Here is a 420-nt window from a genome sequence, read left to right on the forward strand (position 1 = left end):
AGTTATTAAAAGTTACTGAAAGTTATTTAACTAACACAATAGTTATTGAGTAACCTTGAATTTGCTGTTTTCACTAGTTTGGGTAACTCCTTTAGTAACTGGCTTACGTTCGTTTAAAGTAATTCCTGTAATAAACGTTTTATTTCCAGTTCCCTTTGTTTTTCCGAATCCTTTTGTCTCTAACCTGCGATAAAATGATCTATTACCTAAACTTCGTTCACCAGAATTAAAGCACCATCTTTCATAAACGTTGTATAATTCTTTTGCTTCAATCATGATTGACTCATTTTCACGCTCATCTATATAACAAACTTCATCAAGGAATGGTGCTAAAATGTCCATGTCGTCTTTATATTTCCCTGTTGCTTCTGCTACCACTTTAGGTTCTTTCAATCCATCCTGTTGCCACTTCATGCAGCC

At 34.3% G+C, this 420-nt stretch carries 1 protein-coding gene; it reads right to left on the minus strand.

Annotation, left to right across the window (positions count from 1 at the left end):
• Positions 1–42: 42 nt before the first annotated feature.
• Positions 43–420 (minus strand): primase-like DNA-binding domain-containing protein (locus tag JDS99_RS31040; protein ID WP_255543226.1); only part of this gene is annotated, 378 nt, incomplete at its 5' end.

Source organism: Bacillus cereus group sp. N6 (assembly GCF_016483705.1).
GTDB lineage: Bacteria > Bacillota > Bacilli > Bacillales > Bacillaceae_G > Bacillus_A > Bacillus_A wiedmannii.